16 protein-coding genes are annotated in these 15,062 nt (G+C 72.4%); 3 read left to right on the top strand and 13 right to left on the bottom strand.

Features of this window, described 5'->3' with window-relative positions; translation table 11 throughout:
- Positions 1-163 precede the first annotated feature (163 nt).
- Both D1369_RS15840 and D1369_RS15845 read right to left on the bottom strand, forming a co-directional pair.
- Positions 164-949, bottom strand: a complete 786-nt coding sequence (locus D1369_RS15840) for a polysaccharide deacetylase family protein (protein ID WP_007384129.1) — start codon at positions 947-949, stop codon at positions 164-166.
- Positions 946-1,881 (bottom strand): polysaccharide deacetylase family protein, encoded by a 936-nt coding sequence (locus D1369_RS15845; RefSeq protein ID WP_202477067.1) that lies wholly within the window; start codon positions 1,879-1,881, stop codon positions 946-948. Before D1369_RS15845 ends, D1369_RS15840 begins: the two co-directional genes overlap by 4 nt.
- A 91-nt stretch (positions 1,882-1,972) precedes the next feature.
- On the opposite strand from D1369_RS15845, the gene D1369_RS15850 reads away from it, so the two are divergent.
- On the top strand, positions 1,973-3,169 hold the full coding sequence (locus D1369_RS15850) for a methyltransferase domain-containing protein (protein WP_118082501.1): 1,197 nt from the start codon (positions 1,973-1,975) through the stop codon (positions 3,167-3,169).
- Here D1369_RS15850 and D1369_RS15855 read toward each other — a convergent pair.
- From D1369_RS15855 to D1369_RS15880, 6 genes are all read right to left on the bottom strand, one after another.
- On the bottom strand, positions 3,147-3,338 hold the full coding sequence (locus tag D1369_RS15855; RefSeq protein ID WP_037901164.1) for a hypothetical protein: 192 nt from the start codon (positions 3,336-3,338) through the stop codon (positions 3,147-3,149). The genes D1369_RS15850 and D1369_RS15855 overlap by 23 nt on opposite strands.
- Complete coding sequence (locus D1369_RS15860) at positions 3,335-4,603, bottom strand: sigma-70 family RNA polymerase sigma factor (RefSeq protein ID WP_007384125.1); 1,269 nt, start codon at positions 4,601-4,603, stop codon at positions 3,335-3,337. The genes D1369_RS15855 and D1369_RS15860 overlap by 4 nt, the downstream gene beginning before the upstream one ends.
- Positions 4,604-4,650: 47 nt before the next feature.
- Positions 4,651-5,007, bottom strand: coding sequence for a YciI family protein (locus D1369_RS15865; protein ID WP_007384124.1), 357 nt, complete (start codon positions 5,005-5,007; stop codon positions 4,651-4,653).
- Between the two features lie 139 nt (positions 5,008-5,146).
- A complete protein-coding gene (locus D1369_RS15870; protein WP_007384123.1) occupies positions 5,147-6,562 on the bottom strand; it encodes an FG-GAP-like repeat-containing protein in 1,416 nt (471 codons plus the stop codon).
- Positions 6,563-6,668: 106 nt separating this feature from the next.
- A complete protein-coding gene (locus D1369_RS15875) occupies positions 6,669-7,703 on the bottom strand; it encodes an LCP family protein (protein ID WP_007384122.1) in 1,035 nt (344 codons plus the stop codon).
- 144 nt (positions 7,704-7,847) lie between these two features.
- Positions 7,848-8,924, bottom strand: coding sequence for a LacI family DNA-binding transcriptional regulator (locus tag D1369_RS15880; protein ID WP_007384121.1), 1,077 nt, complete (start codon positions 8,922-8,924; stop codon positions 7,848-7,850).
- A 131-nt stretch (positions 8,925-9,055) separates the two neighbouring features.
- Here D1369_RS15880 and D1369_RS15885 point away from each other — a divergent pair, with 131 nt between their 5' ends.
- Positions 9,056-11,356: a glycoside hydrolase family 3 N-terminal domain-containing protein gene (locus tag D1369_RS15885; RefSeq protein ID WP_118082502.1), complete on the top strand. Its 2,301-nt coding sequence runs from the start codon at positions 9,056-9,058 to the stop codon at positions 11,354-11,356.
- 11 nt (positions 11,357-11,367) lie between these two features.
- Here the strand turns inward: D1369_RS15885 and D1369_RS15890 are convergent, their stop codons facing one another.
- Genes D1369_RS15890 through tsaB form a run of 4 tightly spaced genes read right to left on the bottom strand, consistent with a single transcriptional unit; the run spans position 11,368 to position 13,853 of the window.
- Positions 11,368-11,619, bottom strand: coding sequence for a hypothetical protein (locus D1369_RS15890; RefSeq protein WP_118082503.1), 252 nt, complete (start codon positions 11,617-11,619; stop codon positions 11,368-11,370).
- On the bottom strand, positions 11,616-12,701 hold the full coding sequence (gene tsaD, locus D1369_RS15895) for a tRNA (adenosine(37)-N6)-threonylcarbamoyltransferase complex transferase subunit TsaD (protein WP_007384119.1): 1,086 nt from the start codon (positions 12,699-12,701) through the stop codon (positions 11,616-11,618). The genes D1369_RS15890 and tsaD overlap by 4 nt, the downstream gene beginning before the upstream one ends.
- Positions 12,694-13,200 carry a ribosomal protein S18-alanine N-acetyltransferase gene (gene rimI / locus D1369_RS15900; protein WP_007384118.1) on the bottom strand — a complete coding sequence of 169 codons (507 nt, stop codon included), beginning with the start codon at positions 13,198-13,200 and terminating at the stop codon, positions 12,694-12,696. Before rimI ends, tsaD begins: the two co-directional genes overlap by 8 nt.
- Positions 13,197-13,853 carry a tRNA (adenosine(37)-N6)-threonylcarbamoyltransferase complex dimerization subunit type 1 TsaB gene (gene tsaB / locus D1369_RS15905; protein ID WP_007384117.1) on the bottom strand — a complete coding sequence of 219 codons (657 nt, stop codon included), beginning with the start codon at positions 13,851-13,853 and terminating at the stop codon, positions 13,197-13,199. The genes rimI and tsaB overlap by 4 nt, the downstream gene beginning before the upstream one ends.
- A 110-nt stretch (positions 13,854-13,963) precedes the next feature.
- On the opposite strand from tsaB, the gene D1369_RS15910 reads away from it, so the two are divergent.
- Complete coding sequence (locus D1369_RS15910) at positions 13,964-14,509, top strand: hypothetical protein (RefSeq protein WP_007384116.1); 546 nt, start codon at positions 13,964-13,966, stop codon at positions 14,507-14,509.
- Between the two features lie 273 nt (positions 14,510-14,782).
- Here the strand turns inward: D1369_RS15910 and D1369_RS42955 are convergent, their stop codons facing one another.
- The gene (locus D1369_RS42955) at positions 14,783-14,956 is read right to left on the bottom strand and encodes a hypothetical protein (protein WP_007384115.1); all 174 of its coding nucleotides are present in this window, start codon (positions 14,954-14,956) and stop codon (positions 14,783-14,785) included.
- Positions 14,957-15,062: the final 106 nt, after the last annotated feature.

The following is a 15,062-nucleotide window of genomic DNA, read 5'->3' on the forward strand; positions in this document are numbered from 1 at the left end:
TGTTGGCACTCTCCAGGGGGGAGTGCCAGAGCCGAGACTATGACCGTGATTAGCACTCGGTCAAGCGGACTGCTAATTCGCCGCGCGGGCCGGGCGGATTTCGGGTGCGGGTGGGCGGGGGTGACCGTCCTGGGGGCTGCCGCCCCCGGACAGGCTGGGTCGCCTACAGGTAGTCCTCCAGGCGCCCCACCGTCAGCCCCCGCCGCTCCACCTCCCGCAGTACCGCCGTCGTCCTCTCCGTCAGGGTCGGTCCCGTCGCCTCCCCCGAGGTCACCGACACGATGTCGCCCGCCCTCAGCCCCCGCACCTCCCCCTCCGGGGGCACGCTCCACAGCACCACCGCCGAGAGCCCGCAGTCGGCCGCCGCACGCAGGGTCGTGCGGTCGTACGTGCCGTAGGGCGGCCGGAACAGCCGTGGCCGGATGCCGAAGCGGGACCGCACCTTCTCCTGCTGGCCGCAGATCTCGGCGCGCTGGCCGGTGTACGGCAGGCCGCGCAGGGCGGGGTGGTCGAGGGTGTGGTTCTGGATGCTCGCGCCGACCGACCGGAGGCGCGCGAAGTGACCGTACCCGGGGCCGACGACCCTGTCCGTGAGGAACATGCTGACCGGCAGCCGCAGTTCACGGACCAGCTCGACGAACCGCGGGTCCTTCTCGGCGCCGTCGTCGTAGGTGAGGAAGACGACCTTGTCGGAGGTGTCGACGCGCCGCACGACCGGCGGCAGGCCGCCCCGGCGCGCCGCCGTGCGGGCCGGCATCCGCGGCGGCGCCGGCAGCGGGGCCGGCAGGCCCCAGTGGCGGTACGGCCGTCCGTCCGTCCTCGCCGGCCCGTACGAGCCCACCCGCTGGACCGCCTTCTTCCCCAGCCGTTCGATGGGGTCGACGGACTGGGCGCAGCCGGTGAGGAGTACGGCCGCCAGCCCCGCGGCGACGAGGGTCCGCGGTCTCACAGGTAGTCCTCGAGTCGTGCGACGGCGTACCCCTCGGCCGTGACCTTGTCCAGGAAGCGGCGGACCATGTCGGTCATCGTGCCCTTCCAGTCCTTTCGGCCCCGGAAGTGGCTGAGCACGATGTCGCCGGGGTGGATCCGCTGGTCCCACTCGCGGTACTCCCAGTGGTCGACGTAGACCTCTTCGTTCCAGATCGGCGCGTACCTGATGCCGCAGGACCTGGCCGCGCGCAGGGTGTCCTCGTTGTAGTTGCCGTAGGGCGGGCGGAAGAGGGCGGGCCGCTCGCCGTAGTGCTTCTCGATGACGTCCTGCATCCCGCAGATCTCGCGCTTCTGGCGGGCGTACGACAGCGCGGGCAGGTAGGGGTGGTGGAGGGTGTGGTTGTTCAGCACGATCCCCGCGTCCCGCATCTTCGCGAAGTAGCCGTAGTCGTCCTTGACCAGGTAGTCGCTGAGGAAGGCGGTGTAGGGGATCTTCAGCTCGCTCATCATCCGCAGGAACGCGGGATCCTTCTCGGCGCCGTCGTCGATGGTGAGGAAGACGATCTTCTGCTCGGTGGGGATCGTGGTGAAGACCGGTGGCAGGCCCTCCTCCTCGTGGCCTTCGACCTCGAAACCGTGACGGGTGGTGATGCGGGGCTTGGTCACGGGCGCGGGCGGGGCCGTCAGTGGGACCTGCTTCAGCCCCCAGCGCCTGGCGGCGGCGATCCGTCTCTGCTCGGCGCGGAGCCTGGCGGCCCGGATGAGGGTCTTGTCGGCCTGGAGGTCGGCGGCCAGGGCCGGAGGTGCCTTGAGGGGGTGTCGCGGTCGCACGTCGGTCCCGGCCGGGCGGGCGCAGCCGGAGAGCAGGGCGGCCACGGCCAGGAGGACGAGTCCGCCGCGGATCGACACCCTCAACGCACCATTTTCATCGTTTTGTCCTACTGTTCCCATGGCGCCGGATCCTCGCAGGTCACGGCCTCGCACCGGGGCCGACACCGCCGCTCGGAAGCGGACCGTCCACCGACTGGCCCACAATGACCCGGTGAACGACCTCGCCCCCCTCCTCACCCCCGAGGGCCGTGCCCTCCTCGACGACGTGCGCGGCACCGCCCCCGCCGACGAACTCGCCGTCGCCACCCGGCTGCGCCGCGAACACCCCGCCGAACTGGTCTCCGCGGCGCTCGGGCAGGCCCGGCTGCGGCAGCGGGCGGTGGCGAAGTTCGGGGCCGAGGACGCGGAGCGGATGTTCTTCACGCCGAACGGGGTCGAGCAGTCGACGCGGGCGAGCGTGGCGGCGTACCGGGCCCTCAGGCTGAAGGCGAGGGGCGTCACCTCCGTCGCGGACCTGTGCTGCGGGATCGGCGGTGACGCGATCGCGCTGGCCCGGGCCGGGATCCGGGTCCTCGCGGTGGACCGGGACCCGCTGACGGCGGCGGCCGCGCGGGCGAACGCGGACGCGCTGGGACTCGCCGGTCTGATCGAGGTACGGGAGGCGGACGTCACGGAGGTCGACACGGCCTCGTACGACGCCGTGTTCGTGGATCCGGCGAGGCGGGGCGGGCGGGGCCGCGTCTTCGATCCGGAGGCCTACTCGCCGCCCCTGTCGTGGGCCGTGCAGGCGGCGCTCAAGGCCCCGCACGCGGCGCTGAAGGTCGCTCCCGGCATCCCGCACGAAGCGGTTCCCGCGCAGGCCGAGGCGGAGTGGATCTCCGACGGCGGGGACGTGAAGGAGGCGGTGCTGTGGTTCGGCGGCACAGCGCCGGGCGCCGTACGGGCGACGCTGCTGCCGGGCCCGCGGACGCTGCTCGGGCGGGGTCTTCCCGATCCCGGAGTCCGTCCCGTGGGGCGGTACTTGTACGAGCCCGACGGTGCCGTCGTCCGGGCCCATCTGGTCGCCGAGGTGGCGCAGGAGGTCGAGGGCGGACTCGTCGACTCCACCATCGCCTACGTGACCTCGGACGCCCTGCACGCGAGCCCGTACGCCACCGCCTACGAGATCACCGATCAACTCCCCTTCAACGTGAAGAAGTTGAAGGCGCTGCTGCGGGAGCGGGGGGTCGGGATCCTGACCGTGAAGAAGCGGGGGTCGGCCGTCGAGCCGGAGGAGCTGCGGCGCAAGGCGCTGCCGAAACAGCACGGGCCGCACTCGGCGACCGTGTTCCTGACCCGGGTCGCGGGGGCGCCGACCATGCTGATCGGCGCCCCCGTGAGGGCCGTCACCGGCGCTGGACCGTCCTGAGCGGCTCCAGGTGCGGGTCGGCGCGCCGGGCCTGGCTGCTCGTGCGGGTGCTCGCGGGCTCGTCGCCGTTGTAGTACGCCGTGCAGGCGACCTGGCCGCCGTTCGCGGCGGCCAGGGTGCCCACCGCGGCGAGCGCCGCGGCACGGCGGCGCGTGAACACCCCGATCAACCACCGCACTCCCGAGCCCTGTCCAGCAACAGCTCCCGCTCCCGTTCGTTGCGGGTCAGCGCGGCCGCCCGCTCGAACTCGGCCCGCGCCTCCGTCGTACGTCCCAGGCGGGCGAGGAGGTCGCCGCGCACGCTCGGCAGCAGGTGGTAGTCGAGCAGCGCGGGTTCGTCGGTGAGCGCCTCGACGATCTCCAGGGCCGGGCCCGGGCCGTCGGCCATCGAGACGGCGACCGCGCGGTTGAGCTCGACGACCGGGGAGGGTGCGCGGGCGGCGAGCAGGGCGTAGAGGGTGGCGATGGCCGGCCAGTCGGTCTCGTCGTAGGAGTACGCGTGCGCGTGGCAGGCGGCGATGGCGGCCTGGAGCACGTAGGGGCCGGGGGCGCCGCCGGCCGTGGCGTCGGCGCGGGCCAGGGCCTTGATGCCGCGGGCGATGAGCATGCGGTTCCAGCGGCTGCGGTTCTGGTCCCTGAGCAGGACCGGCTCGCCGCGCGGTCCGGTGCGGGCGGCCGTGCGGGAGGCCTGGAACTCCAACAGGGCCGCCAGGCCGTGCACTTCGGGTTCCTTGGGCATGAGGGCGGACAACAGACGGGCCAGGCGCAGGGCGTCCTCGCACAGGGAGGGGCGCAGCCAGTCGTCGCCGGCGGTGGCCGCGTAACCCTCGTTGAAGATCAGGTAGATGACGTCCAGGACCGAGCCGAGCCGGGCCTCGCGGTCGGGGCCGTAGGGCACCTCGAAGGCGATGTTCTTCGTGGCGAGGGTCCGTTTGGCGCGCACGATGCGCTGGGCGACCGTCGCCTCCGGTACGAGGAAGGCGCGGGCGATCTCGGGGGTGGTCAGGCCGCCGAGGAGGCGCAGGGTGAGAGCGGTGCGGGCCTCGGCGGACAGCACCGGGTGACAGGTGGTGAAGACGAGCCTGAGCAGGTCGTCGTCGATGTCCTCGGGGTCGGACGGCTCCTCGGGCGGGGCGGTCTCCGTCAGGTTCCGGCCGATCTCGGCCAGCTTGCGGGCGTAGTTCTCGCGGCGTCGGACCAGGTCCACCGCCTTGCGCCGCGCGATGGCCATGAGCCAGGCGCCCGGGTTGTCGGGGACGCCGTCGCGCGGCCACTGCTCCAGCGCGGCGACCAGGGCGTCCTGGGCCAGCTCCTCGGCGATGCCGACGTCCCTCACGACACGGGTGACACCGGCGATGATGCGCGGCGACTCCAGGCGGAAGACGGTCTCGACGGAGGATCGGGCGTCGGTGCGGGAGGGCTGTGAGGTGGTCACAGCCCCCCATTCGACACCGGTACGGCCGTGGAGCCAAGGAAGCGGGCTCAGCCCTCCATGATCTCCCGCACCTCGCAGGTGACCGTCCAGTGCTCCTCGTGCACCTTCAGGAAGCGCTTGGTCCACTCGATCGCCTCGGCCATGTCCTTGGCCTGGACGATCGCGTACCCCCCGACGACCTCCTTGGCCTCGGTGAAGGGCCCGTCGGTCACCGACAGCTGCCCCTTCTCCCACCGCACCCGGGTCCCCTGGGCGGTCGGCGTGAGCCCGGCGGTGTCGAGCAGCACCCCGGCCTTCGTCATCTCCTCGATCAGCTCGCCCATGCGCTGCATCAGCGCGTCGCTGGGACCCTCGGCGGGGGCGGTCTTCTCGTCGATCTGGACCATCGACAGGTAACGCGGCATGGTGACTCCTCGGAATCGCTGCGGGGCCGGTCCTTCCCGGCCTCTCACCAGTGCGTCGATCGGGAGAGGCCGGGATCGACAGACCCCGCGGATTTCTTCGGAGATTTTTTCCCGGCCCCTCAAGCAGGGGCCTGACCTGCTACGACAGCGCGCCGCCGAACGTCGCCTTCTCCGTCGGCGCCCCGACCGTGCGGGGACCGAAGGTGAACGCCGCGTCCGTCACAATGCCCGTCGGACGCGCCCGCAGCGACCAGACCGCGCCTTCACCGGTGCTCACGCCTTCCGGCCTGTTCTCGCGGGGCGCCGCCGCAGCGAGGTCCGCGTAGCCGTTGTCGTTGATGTCGAGGAGGCTGACCGCGCCGCCGAAGTTGTCGCCGGACTCCGCGGCACCGGGGACGCCGTCGGTGTCCTGGGTGAAGCCCTGGGCGCCCGTGCCGGTCAGGCCGTCGCGGCCGCCGAAGAGGATGTTGACCATGCCGGCCCCCTGCTTGTCGCCGAGCTTCTCGCCGGGCGAGCCCACGGCCACGTCGGCGAGGCCGTCGCCGTTGACGTCACCGGCGGACACCGCGTCGCCGAAACGGTCGTCCTCCTCCTTGCCGCCGGGAACCCCCTCGGTGTCCTGGCTGTACGACTTCCAGGTCGACGCGGGCTTCAGACCGGAGGCCGAGCCGAGGGCCACGGTGACCGAGGAGTCGTTCGGGACGCCCCGGACGACGTCGTCGAAGCCGTCGCCGTTGACGTCACCGAAGGCCACCTGGCCGCTGCCCTCGGGGGAGGCGGCATAGGTGAAGCCACCTCCGGAGGCGTTGGCCAGGTACAGCTGGGAGCCGACGACGCCCTCGCCGAGGTAGACGGTCAGCGCGAGGTCGTCGCGGCCGTCGCCGTTGACGTCACCGGCGGCCGCGTACATCACGTCGTAGGGCTCCACCTTGGGCGAGCCGAAGTCCTGCGTGGCGGTCGGCTTCGCGGTCCGGGAGATCGGGCCCCGCCAGATGGTGGCCTCGGTGCCGAGCGGGTCGTCGCCCGGGGCACGGCCGCCGCGGAACAGGACCAGGTCCTGCTTGCCGTCGCCGTCGAAGTCGCCGGCCTGGGTGGTCGCCGCGGGCACGGACACCCCGCCGGACAGCCCGTTCTGGCCGCCCCAGACGACGACCGCGTCCCGGTTCCACTCCGCCTGGCCGATGATCAGGTCGGTGCGCCCGTCGCCGTCCAGGTCCCCCGTGGACAGCTGGAAGCCGAAGTTCTCGCCCGCGGCGGGATCGCCCGGGATACCGCTGGTGGAGCGGCTGATGATCGTGCGGTGGTCCTTGGTCAGGCCGTGCGGGCCGCCGTACATGACAGTGACGTAGCCCGCCCCCTGCTTGCCGCCGATGGTGGCGATCGGGGCGCCGACGGCGAGGTCCTTGTAGCCGTCACCGTTGAAGTCGTCCTTGACGCTGTGGACGGACTCCGGGGCGGCCGCGGCGCTGCCCGCGAGGGCGGGGATCCCGCCGAGCGCGAGCACTCCGGCGATCAGCGGTACGGACCAAGCTTTGTACGAACGCGAGTTGGACATCGGTGTTCCCCCTGGTTACTGCAATGTGGTCATCGCAACAGACACCCCTGGACGCCCGCTGGTTGCAACAGGCGTCCAGTTTTTCGGTGAACACGTCAGCGAGGGCTCAGCGCAGCGACTCCCACAGCTCGCTCGCCGCGGGCTCCTTCGCCACCACCCGGTTGGGGTTCGAGGGGGCGGTCACGACCGGCATGGTCACCGTCTTCACGTCGGCGGCCGCGAGGCCCTTCAGGCTCTCGCCGAGGCTCGTCAGCTCGCTCAGGGAGTCGAGGCCGGTGTCGGTGGTGAGACTGCCGGTGACGGCGTCGGCGACGGAGTACAGCTTGGCGGGGCTGGTCAGGAGACCGGCCGAGGAGATCTGCTTCAGCAGGGCCTTCACCAGCTTCTGCTGGAGGCCTATGCGGCCCAGGTCGCTGCCGTCGCCTATGCCGTGCCGGGTGCGGGCGAGCGCCAGGGCCTGTTTGCCGTCGAGGTGGTGGGTGCCCGCCTTGAGATGCAGGTGGCTGTCGTCGTCGTCGATGTCCTCGTCCGTGGTCACCGTGACCCCGCCGAGGGCGTTCACCAGCTTCGCGAAGCCCGAGAAGTCGATCTCGATGTAGTGGTCCATGCGGACGTCCGTGATCGACTCGACGGTCTTGACCGCGCACACCGGACCGCCCACCGCATAGGCGCTGTTGAACATCGATCCGTACGACACCGCCGTGGCGCCCCCGCTCTCCAGGGGGCAGGACGGGCGGGTGACTAGGGTGTCGCGGGGGATGCTGACGACGGTGGCCGCGGTGCGGCCCGCGTCGACGTGCACGACCATCGCCGTGTCGGACCGGGCGCCGGTGCTGCTGCCGCCGCCGAGAGCCTCGTTCTCCTCGCCGCTGCGCGAGTCGGAGCCCAGGACCAGGATGTTGACGGCCTCGGTGGGCAGCGGTGCCTCCTGCGAGGCCGTGGGCGTCGGGGTCGGCTTGGCGGGACGGTCGTCGCCGAGCGCGCTGTTGATGTCGACGCTCTTGATGTTGCTGTTGAGGTGCCAGTACGCCCAGCCCGCCGCCGCGCATCCCGCGACCAGCGCACCCACGAGGGTGAGGCCGACGGCCTTCAGTACTCTCGGCCGCCGACCCGCTCGTCTGTCCTCGTCGTCTCCCGTCACAGGGAGGAACGTAAGTCCGAATTATTACGAGGAACGGCTCCCGAAGGGCATTCTTCGGAAAATCTCAGACTTCTCATCCGAGCGTCACGGCCGGTGCCGAAAGTTTCGGTCACGCAACCGATTGGCTTCGGCACCCGCACATCCCTAGGCGTCCGGCTCCAGCCCGGCGCAGCGCGCCGTGCTGCTGCGCACCACCAGGCTCGTCGCCAGCTCCACGCGGGTCGCCGCCGGGCTTCCGCCCTCCCGGCCCAGGTCGAGGACCAGCTTGGCCGCGGCCTCGGCCATCTCGGTCAGCGGCTGCCGTACGGTCGTCAGCGGCGGCCCCACCCAGGGCGCCACCGGAAGGTCGTCGAACCCGACCACGCTCAGGTCCTCCGGGATGCGCAGCCCCAGCTCGCGGGCCGCCTCGTACAGGCCGAGCGCCTGGAGGTCGTTGCCGGCGAAGACCGCGGTGGGCCGGTCAGGGCGGCGCAGCAGTTCCAGGCCCTGGCGGTAGCCGGTCTCGTGGTGGAAGTCGCCGGCCATGATCAGCTCCGGGTCGACGGGCAGCCCCGCGGTCTCCAGAGCCGCCCGGTAGCCGTCGACCCGGGCGCGGCTGCACATCATGCGGGAGGGCCCGCTGATCGCACCGATCCTGCGGTGGCCCAGCTCGACGAGGTGCCGGGTGGCGGCGAGCCCGCCCTGCCAGTTGGTCGCGCCGATGGAGGGCACGTCGGCGCCCGGATCGCCGGCCGGGTCCATCACCACGAACGGGATCGACCTGCTGCCCAGCAGCGCGCGCTGGGACTCGTCGAGCCCGGACAGCACGAGGACCACCCCGTGGGGGCGGCGGGCGGCGACCTGGTCGGCCCAGGTGCGCCCGGGAGTGAGCCGCCCCGCGCTCTCGCTCAGCACGACACTGAGCCCCGCGTCGCGGGCCACGTTCTCCACCCCGCGGATGACCTCCATCGCCCACGCGCTCTCCAGCTCGTGGAAGACCAGGTCGATCAGGGGCGAACGGCTCGCCTCGGCACGCCGGCGCCGGTAGCCGTGCGCGCGCAGCAGGTCCTCGACGCGGGCGCGGGTCGCGGGCGCGACGTCGGCCCGGCCGTTGAGGACCTTCGAAACTGTCGGCGCCGAGACGCCGGCCTCCCGGGCGATCTCGGCGAGGGTCGCGGTCTGCTGCGACCGTCCCACCGCAGGGGAAGTCGTCCGGGTTTCAGCGGGCTCCGGGGGTGTCATGGCGGCGATCGTATCCCTGCGCGACCTCTTGACGAACCCTCCTGACGGCCCTAGGTTCCCAAAACATTCGGATTACATATCGAAACATTCGTGAGGTTGTCGACCTGCCAGTCGAGCCCGACAGGAGTTACATGACCACCGCGCCCTGGCGTGACCCCGCCCTGACCGCCTCCGCCCGCGTCGACGACCTCCTCTCACGGATGACCCTGGAGGAGAAGACCGCCCAGCTCTACGGCGTGTGGGTGGGCGCCAGCACGGACGGGGACGGAGTCGCTCCCCTCCAGCGCGAGATGACCGCCGACTACGACTGGGACGAGCTGATCACCCGGGGTCTTGGCCAGCTCACCCGCCCCTTCGGCACCGCCCCCGTGGACCCGGCGCTGGGCGCGCAGGCACTGGCCCGCGCCCAGCGCCGTATCACCGAGGCCGGCCGCTTCGGCATCCCGGCGCTGGCCCACGAGGAGTGCCTGGCCGGCTTCACCACCTGGCAGGCCACCGCCTACCCCGTCCCGCTCGCCTGGGGTGCGAGCTGGGACGCCGGACTGGTCGAGGAGATGGCCGGTGCCATCGGCCGCGACCTGCGCACGGTCGGCGTCCACCAGGGACTGGCCCCCGTTCTGGACGTCGTCCGCGACCCGCGCTGGGGGCGGGTCGAGGAGACGATCGGCGAGGACCCGTACCTGGTGGGCACGATCGGCGCCGCCTATGTCCGCGGCCTGGAGTCGGCCGGGATCGTCGCCACGCTCAAGCACTTCGCCGGGTACGCCTCCTCGGCCGGCGCCCGCAACCTCGCGCCCGTACGCGCGGGCGTGCGCGAGTTCGCCGACATCACCCTCCCGCCCTTCGAGTTCGCCCTGCGCGAGGGCGGGGCGCGCTCGGTGATGGCCGCGTACACCGACACCGACGGCGTCCCGGCCTCCGCCGACCCGGGCCTGCTGACCGGACTGCTGCGCGAGGAGTGGGGGTTCACCGGCACGGTGGTCGCCGACTACTTCGGCGTCGGCTTCCTGCAGACCCAGCACCGGATCGCCGGCACCGAGGCGGGCGCGGCGCACGCGGCCCTCGCGGCGGGCCTCGACGTCGAACTGCCGACCCTCAAGTGCTACGGCACCCCCCTGATCGAGGCCGTCCGCGCGGGCGAGGTCCCCGAGTCGCTGATCGACCGGGCGGCCCGCCGGGTCCTGCTCCAGAAGTGCGAGCTGGGCCTCCTGGACGAGGACTGGAGCCCGGAGCCCACCGAGCGGATCGACCTCGACTCGTCGGCGAACCGGGTCCTGGCCCGCCGCCTCGCCGAGGAGTCGGTGGTCCTCCTCGACAACCCGGACGGCCTGCTCCCGCTGGCCCCGGACACCCGGATCGCGGTGGTCGGCCCCCGCGCCGCCGACGCCCTCGCCATGCTGGGCTGCTACTCGTTCCCGTCCCATGTCCTCACCCACCACCCCGACATCCCGACGGGCATCGAGATCCCCACGGTCCTTCAGGCGCTGCGCAGCGAACTCCCCGACGCCAAGGTGACGTTCACCGAGGGCTGCGGGGTCGACGACCCGGACACCGCCGGCTTCGAGGAGGCGGTGGCCCGGACGGCCGAGGCGGACGTCTGCGTGGCGGTGCTCGGCGACCGGGCGGGCCTGTTCGGCCGGGGCACGTCGGGCGAGGGCTGCGATGTGACGGATCTTCGACTGCCCGGTGTCCAGGGGGATTTGCTGGACTCGCTGATCGCGACCGGGGTCCCGGTCGTACTGGTGCTGCTGACCGGCCGCCCCTACGCGCTCGGCCGCTGGGACGGCCGGCTCGGGGCGGTCGTGCAGGCCTTCTTCCCCGGGGAGGAGGGCGGCCCGGCCGTCGCGGGCGTGCTGTCGGGCCGGGTGAACCCCTCGGGCCGCCTCCCGGTGAGCGTGCCACGGGTGCCCGGCGGACAGCCCTGGACCTACCTCCAGCCGCCGCTCGGCCTCGCGGGCGAGGTCAGCAACCTGGACCCGACCCCGCTGTACCCCTTCGGACACGGGCGCTCCTACACGGAGTTCGTGTGGGAGGAGTTCACCGGGGGCGCGCCGGCGGAGATCGGCACGGACGGCACGTACGACGTGTCACTGACCGTGCGCAACGCGGGGGGCCGGGCGGGCGCCGAGGTCGTCCAGCTGTATCTGCACGACCCGGTGGCCTCGGTGACCCGTCCGGACGTCCGCCTGATCGGCTACCGGCGGCTGGAGCTGGAGCCCGGCGAGTCCCGCCGCGTGACCTTCCGCTTCCACGCCGAGTTGTCGGCCTTCACCGACCGCGAGGGCCGTCGCGTCGTCGAACCGGGCGACCTGGAGCTCAGGCTGTCGGCGTCCAGCGCCGAGGTCCGGCACACGGCAGCGCTGCGTCTGACGGGCCCGGTGCGGGAGGCGGGCCCGGACCGGCGGCTGCGCTGCGAGACGGAGGTGTCGTAGCGCAGCCGCCGTCACTCCACCGACTCGAACCGCCAGCGGTGCACCGCCCGGGCGACCAACTCGTCGCCCGGCTCCGGCAGTTCGGGCAGGTCGGCGTCGTAGGCCGCGTCCCACCACGTGATGACCAGGACGCGGTCCTGCGGCGCCCGGAACGTCTCGCGCCGCAACGGCCGTACGGGAAGCTCCTGATCGCGGGCCCAGGCGAGCAGCGCCTCGCCCCGGCCCTCGACCGCCCGCGCCTCCCACATCAACGCGACCGTCACGAGTACAGGTTCTCCTTGCTGATCTCGTGGACGTGGTCGTGGCCCGGCACGTGCGGGTCGGTCACCGGCAGGGAGGAGTCGGCGGAGAGGTCCCAGCTGGAGGCGGGGCGGTTGCGGGCCACCATCTCGGCGCCGAGGGCGGCGACCATCGCGCCGTTGTCGGTGCACAGCTTGGGCCGCGGGACCCTCAGGCGGATCCCGGCGGCCTCGCAGCGCTCCTGGGCCAGGGCCCGCAGCCGGGAGTTGGCGGCCACGCCGCCGCCGATCATCAGGTGGTCGACACCCTCGTCCTTGCAGGCCCGCACGGCCTTGCGGGTCAGCACGTCCACGACCGCCTCCTGGAAGGAGGCCGCCACGTCACGCACCGGCACCTCCTCCCCCGCGGCCCGCTTGGCCTCGATCCAGCGGGCGACCGCCGTCTTCAGACCGGAGAAGGAGAAGTCGTACGCCGGGTCGCGCGGCCCGGTCAGTCCGCGCGGGAACGCGATCGCCGACGGGTCGCCCTCGCGCGCGTACCGGTCGATGACCGGGCCGCCGGGGAAGCCGAGGTTCAGCACCCGGGCGATCTTGTCGAAGGCCTCGCCGGCCGCGTCGTCGATGGTCGCGCCCATCGGCCGGACGTCGGAGGTGATGTCGCTCGACAGCAGCAGCGAGGAGTGCCCGCCGGAGACCAGCAGCGCCATCGTCGGCTCGGGCAGCGCCCCGTGCTCCAGCTGGTCGACGCAGATGTGGGAGGCGAGGTGGTTGACGCCGTAGAGGGGCTTGCCGAGGGCGTAGGCGTACGCCTTCGCCGCGGACACCCCGACGAGCAGCGCGCCGGCGAGTCCGGGACCCGCGGTGACGGCGATGCCGTCGAGGTCACGCGCGCTCACCCCGGCGTCCTTCAGGGCCCGCTCGATGGTCGGCACCATCGCTTCGAGGTGCGCCCTGCTGGCCACCTCCGGCACCACGCCACCGAACCGGGCGTGCTCGTCGACGCTGGACGCGATGGCGTCAGCCAGCAGGGTGGTGCCCCGGACGATGCCGACGCCGGTCTCGTCACAGGAGGTCTCGATGCCCAGGACAAGCGGTTCGTCAGCCATTGATCTCGGTTCCTCGTACGGAAGTTGAAGGGTCGGTGAGTCGCATCACGAGGGCGTCCACGTTGCCCGGCTGGTAGTAGCCGCGCCGGAACCCGATGGCCTCGAAGCCGAAGCGCTCGTAGAGCTTCTGGGCGCGGATGTTGTCGATCCGGCACTCCAGCATCACTTCGGCGCACTCGAAGGCGGTCGCGGCCCGCAGCAGCTCGGTCAGCAGGGTCGCCCCGAGTCCGGTGCCCCAGTGGTCGCGGGCGACGGCGATCGTCTGGACGTCGGCGAGCTCCCCGGCGGAGGCGAGGCCCGCGTACCCCACGATCCGCTCGCCCTCCTCGGCCACCACGAACCGCCGGGTGGCCCCGGGCCCCCGGGAGTGCGCGAGTTCGGACCAGAACATGCCTCGGGACCAGGCGTCCTCCGGGAAGAGGTCCTTCTCCAGCTCCAGCACGGGGTCGATGTCCCACCAGCGCATCTCACGCAGCACGGGAATCACGGGTGTGGTCACTTGGGGGTGACCACCTTGTAGTTCTTGGGCACCTGCGCGTCGGGCCGCCGCAGGTACAGCGGCCGCGGGGCGGGCAGTTCCTCCCCGGCCGCGATCCGCTCGGCGGCGAGGGCGGCGAGCGCGGCGGCCGACACGTGCTCGGGCTCGCGGGCGTCGGGGAAGGTGTCGGGGTAGAGCAGCGCCCCGGCACCGACCGCGGGCAGCCCCTCGACCTGCTCGGCGATGTCGGCGGGCCGGTCGACCGCGGGATCGCTCACGCGCGTGCGGGGGTCGGAGTAGGTGGCCCAGTAGACCTCCTTGCGCCGTGCGTCGGTCGCCACGACGAAGGGGCCCTCACCGAGACCGGCCGCGTAGGCGAGTCCGTCCAGGGTGCACATCCCGTGCACGGGGATCCCGAGCGCGAGCCCGAAGGTGTCGGCGGTCATGAGCCCGACGCGCAGGCCGGTGTAGGGCCCGGGTCCGATTCCCACGACGATCCCGGTGACCGCGTCCAGCTTCACCCCCGCGTCCGCGAGCACCTGGTCGACGGCCGGCAACAACAGCTCCCCGTGCCGACGCGCGTCCACCTGACGGAACGAGGCGACGACGTCCCGCCCGTCATGCAGGGCGACGGTCACGGCGGGAGTGGCGGTATCAAGAGCGAGCAAGAGCACGCAAACAGCCTACGGCTCCGGCAGGACCTGAGCGGCCGCAGGCCGTAACCGGGGCTCGACAACCTGCTACGGTCGCCACAAATCAGGACCAAGTACTCGAGAGGTGACCGGTGGCAACCAGCAACGCGGCTTTCGTGTCCGCCCTCACCACAGCGGCCCTCGCGACGGTCGGCTTCCTCGCCTACCAGGCCGCCGCGACGGTCCCCACCAGGACACCCGCCGGCAGCGCCCCCGCGGCCGTCGCCTCGAAGGTCGCCCGCGGCCAGGGGGACCCCGCCGCCCTGCCGCCGGGTTCCGGCGCCGGCGAACGCGTCGTGTACTCCCTGGACGACAACCGCGTCTGGCTGGTCGGCTCCGGCGACAAGGTCATCCGCACCTTCGAGGTCATCCCCGGCACCATCGACCCCGCCCCCGGCGTCTACACGGTCACCTCCCGCTCGAACTCCGTGACCGGCACCGACGGCACCCCCATCGAGCACGTGGTCCGCTTCACCAGCATCGACGGCGTGGCGATCGGCTTCAGTGCGGCCGTGCGGGAAACGCCCCCCGCCGCCACCACCACCGTGCCGACGGGCGGCATCCGGGAGTCCCGCCGGGACGGCGACGCGATGTGGGACTTCGCGACGATCGGGGCGCGGGTCGCGGTGATCCACTGAACCGGCCACTCGGACCGCCTTCGGGCGGTCATCCACCGAGCCCGCTCAGGCCGCCTTCGGACGCGGTGCCCCGCTGAACCCGCCACTCGAAGCGCCCTCGGACGCGGTAACCCACCGAGCCCGCTCAGGCCGCCTTCGGACGCGGTGACCTACCAGGCCCGCCACTCGGGCCACCCTCGGACGCGGTAACCCACCGAACCCGCCACTCGGGCCACCCTCGGACGCGGTGACCCACCGAACCCGCTCAGGCCACCCTCGGGCGCGGGCGGGGTGTCAGGCCGCTTTGGGGCGCTCGGTGGCAACCGCCCGCGCCGTCCCCGGATCGGGCACCCGTGGTGGCGTGGAGACTGCCTCGGCCGCCGCGCAGGACGCCAGCAGATCACGCATGGACACACCGCCGACGAGCGCGTACGGCTGCGGCTGGGACCGGTTCTCGGTGGCCGACATGGACGCCTCCTGAAGCTCGGGGGCGGCGTAGTTAGGTACACCTAACTACGAGCTGGGTACCATGTGACCACGCACGAGACATCCAACGCAACATCTTGCCGACGGA

This window comes from Streptomyces sp. CC0208, assembly GCF_003443735.1.
In the GTDB taxonomy this organism is placed as follows: domain Bacteria; phylum Actinomycetota; class Actinomycetes; order Streptomycetales; family Streptomycetaceae; genus Streptomyces; species Streptomyces sviceus.

Coding starts and splice junctions, on each gene's coding strand:
- D1369_RS15865 (WP_007384124.1), bottom strand. CDS start 5,007: ATGCCGCGTTACCTGTCGATGGTCCAGATCGACGAGAAGACCGCCCCC.
- tsaD (WP_007384119.1), bottom strand. CDS start 12,701: ATGGCTGACGAACCGCTTGTCCTGGGCATCGAGACCTCCTGTGACGAG.
- D1369_RS42955 (WP_007384115.1), bottom strand. CDS start 14,956: ATGTCGGCCACCGAGAACCGGTCCCAGCCGCAGCCGTACGCGCTCGTC.
- D1369_RS15870 (WP_007384123.1), bottom strand. CDS start 6,562: ATGTCCAACTCGCGTTCGTACAAAGCTTGGTCCGTACCGCTGATCGCC.
- D1369_RS15880 (WP_007384121.1), bottom strand. CDS start 8,924: ATGACACCCCCGGAGCCCGCTGAAACCCGGACGACTTCCCCTGCGGTG.
- D1369_RS15845 (WP_202477067.1), bottom strand. CDS start 1,881: ATGGGAACAGTAGGACAAAACGATGAAAATGGTGCGTTGAGGGTGTCG.
- D1369_RS15885 (WP_118082502.1), top strand. CDS start 9,056: ATGACCACCGCGCCCTGGCGTGACCCCGCCCTGACCGCCTCCGCCCGC.